The sequence below is a fragment of the Clostridium sp. RTP31139st1_H3_RTP31139_211217 genome (genome assembly GCF_040227035.1).
GTDB lineage: Bacteria > Bacillota > Clostridia > Clostridiales > Clostridiaceae > Clostridium > Clostridium saudiense.
In genome coordinates, this window is sequence record NZ_JBCOAB010000100.1 from 1 (window position 1) to 2,885 (window position 2,885).

A 2,885-nucleotide genomic window follows, 5' to 3' on the forward strand; every position below is an offset into this window, starting at 1 on the left:
AGGAAATGGGGAAAGTTATAGATTTTAGTAAATATAGAAAAGTATGATATAATTAGTTGTCGAACAAAGGAGGTGAATTAGTGGGACAAGCAATAAAAAAGAATAAAGTAGAATATATAGATAAGGTTCATGGAAATAGTAAAGGGTGGATCACGAGAAGTTGTATAGATGAAAATGGATATAGTCAGTGGCATTATAAATATAAAGAACTTAAAGAAACAGACTTAACAGAAGAAAACATATATATAACATTGAATACATTTTTTAAGCCATATAGAAGATTAGAATGTATAAAAGAGTTAAATGCTTTATTTATAGATTTGGATTACTATAAAACTAAATTCACAAAAGAGCAAATAATAATGAATTTAGAGGAGAATTATTTCAATAAAACAATTCCAGCAACTAATTATATTTTAGATAGTGGTCGTGGATTAGCGTTAATATGGTTGATAAATAAAGTGCCAAGTAAAGCATTGCCATTATGGAAGGCTATAGAAGAATATTTATATAATAAATTAAAAGAATTTGGAGCAGATAGACAAGCTTTAGATGCAACAAGAATATTAAGAGTACCAGGAAGTATTAATTCAAAATCTAAAACAGTAGTAAGTATAATAGATGAATACGACTATATTTATGATTTAAGAGAAATACAAAAAGAGTTTCTTCCTGAATTAAAGCCAAAAGAAAAGAAAAAAGGGCGCTCGAAAAAAATAAATTATATTTATAGAGAGCGAAGTTTATATTATGCAAGAATACAAGACATAACAAAATTATGTGAACTTCGCGAATATGATTTAAAAGGACATAGAGAAATAATATTATTTTTATATAGGTATTATCTATGTAGTTTCACAGAAGACGTCCAGAAGGCCTTAGAAGACGTTTTAGAGTTAAATAGTATGTTTATAGCACCTTTAAAAGAAAATGAGGTTATAAGGGCAACTAGGAGTGCTGAAAAGTGTTATTTAGATAAAAATAAAGAATATAAGTATAAGAATGATACTTTAATAGAGCTCTTAGAAATTACAGAATATGAAGAAACTAAAATGAGTACAATAATTTCTAAAAATGAATATAAAAGAAGAAATAATGAGTATAACAAAAAGAAATATCAAGAAAAATTAAAAGAAGAAGGAAAGCTATCTAAAAAAGAAGAAGTAAAGGTAAGAAGAGAAAAAATAAAAGACCTTTTAGCAGAAGGTCTTAGTCAAAAAGAAATATATAGTTTATTAAAAATATCTAAACGCACATGTGTAAATGACGTTAAATTCTTAAAAGAGCAAGGTTTAATATAGCCTTGCTCTTTTGATTATAGAGTATGTAATTAATTTTTTCAAGAAATAATAGGTGCAATTTTTTTTCAGCTTGTATTATAGGGTTACTTCGTAACCTGTTCTTTTTTATATTGGAAGGAAGAACTTATTTTTCGTTATATAGGATTTTTAAGTTGTTTATCGAAATCTTAAATTATGGGTTTATTCTAAAATGGAGGGTTTAAGGGATGTTGAGGAGTGTTGCAGAAGTATCAGTTTTAACTGGTTTAAGTAAAGTTAGTATTTATAATAAAATTAAGTTAAAAGAAATAGAGAAGTATGTGGTTAAAAACAAAGGTATTACTTATATTTCAGATGAAGGTATTAATTTAATATTTAAAGGTTTAAACTTTAATAATGATACATTAAATGGTTTAAATATTGATAGAGAAGATGTTGATATAAGTATTAAAAATACTGACTTTAAAGAGTTTAAACTTGAGTTAAAAGAGTTCAATAAAGAATATTTAAATAGTTTAAAGTCTGAAAATGAAGTTTTAAAAAAGCAATTAGATGAAAAAGATAAACAAATATCTGAATTGCATAAGTTAATTGAAAATAGTCAGATACTTTTAAAGGAAGAGCAGAAAAAAAGTGAACAACAGTTATATTTAGCAGAACATTTTGAAGAAGTAGATAATAAGCTCCAAGATCTAAGAGAAAAAATGGAGCAAAAAAGAAATGAAAAAATAAAATTTTTTAAGATTTTTTCAAAGTAGATTTATAGAGTATTTTTTAGTGAGGGGAAATTTATGAGGCTAGAAAAAAAGAAATATTTTTTATGTCCAGTGTGTGGAGAAAAACTTAAACTTCCTAAGACAGAAGAATTAGCAATTATATTTATAAAATGTAGGTGTGGATGTGGTAGTTTTATACAAGTTAGAAATGGCTATCATATTCCATCTAAACGAGGTCTTGAAAAAGTATTTTAAAAATTTATTTAATTTTAGAAATAAGGTTTTAGAAGTATCAGAAGAATAGCAAGCATAGGAAGTGTGTACACAATTCCTATAAATTTAAAATTAAGTTTTACTCAAATTTTAAATTTATTTATTGGGAGAGCTGCCCAAGCCCTTTTGAAAAAATTTTTTTTAGATGATGTTTACAAATTGAGATTTAAAATACTCTTATATTTAGGGGAATTATTTTATTTATGGAGCAGTAGCTCCATTTTTTTATAAAGAATAAAAAAATGGAAGAAAAGAAACAAGATTATTGATAAAAAATAATGTAGTGGTATGGGAGTTTATATGGCGTTTATATGGCATTTATATGGCGTGATATGGGCGGTTTGGAATTTTTTTTGATAGCACAGAAACGCTAGGCTTTGCCTAGCCTATCAAGGATTTTGATAGCAGTTTCTCTTTATGCTCTTATAAAATATCTACAGGTGTAATTTCCAGTTAAGATATTTTATAATTCATATTTGGATTTGATTAAACTTTTTTTAGTTTATGAGTGAGATATAGTGAGGGGAAACACCTTAATAAAAAAAGAAAAGGAGTTAAGTAATATGGCAAGAATAAGAAAAGAATATAAAATGACAGAAAAAAATGTGGAGTACAT

Annotated in this window: 3 protein-coding genes; all 3 read left to right on the forward strand. The window is 25.9% G+C overall.

The window, feature by feature from the left end; genetic code table 11:
• The first annotated feature begins 80 nt into the window (after positions 1-80).
• The 3 genes from ABUA17_RS18600 to ABUA17_RS18610 all read left to right on the forward strand — a co-directional run bounded on the left by ABUA17_RS18600 (position 81) and on the right by ABUA17_RS18610 (position 2,251).
• Positions 81-1,301, forward strand: a complete 1,221-nt coding sequence (locus ABUA17_RS18600; RefSeq protein WP_055292538.1) for a hypothetical protein — start codon at positions 81-83, stop codon at positions 1,299-1,301.
• Positions 1,302-1,507: 206 nt separating this feature from the next.
• Positions 1,508-2,038: a hypothetical protein gene (locus tag ABUA17_RS18605; RefSeq protein WP_349818214.1), complete on the forward strand. Its 531-nt coding sequence runs from the start codon at positions 1,508-1,510 to the stop codon at positions 2,036-2,038.
• Positions 2,039-2,071: 33 nt separating this feature from the next.
• Entirely contained in the window at positions 2,072-2,251 is a 180-nt protein-coding gene (locus tag ABUA17_RS18610; protein WP_055292521.1) for a hypothetical protein, read from the forward strand.
• Positions 2,252-2,885 lie beyond the last annotated feature (634 nt).

What these genes read in the sequence shown, in the direction of transcription:
- ABUA17_RS18605 (WP_349818214.1), top strand. Translation starts at nt 1,508, where the DNA reads ATGTTGAGGAGTGTTGCAGAAGTATCAGTTTTAACTGGTTTAAGTAAA.
- ABUA17_RS18610 (WP_055292521.1), top strand. Translation starts at nt 2,072, where the DNA reads ATGAGGCTAGAAAAAAAGAAATATTTTTTATGTCCAGTGTGTGGAGAA.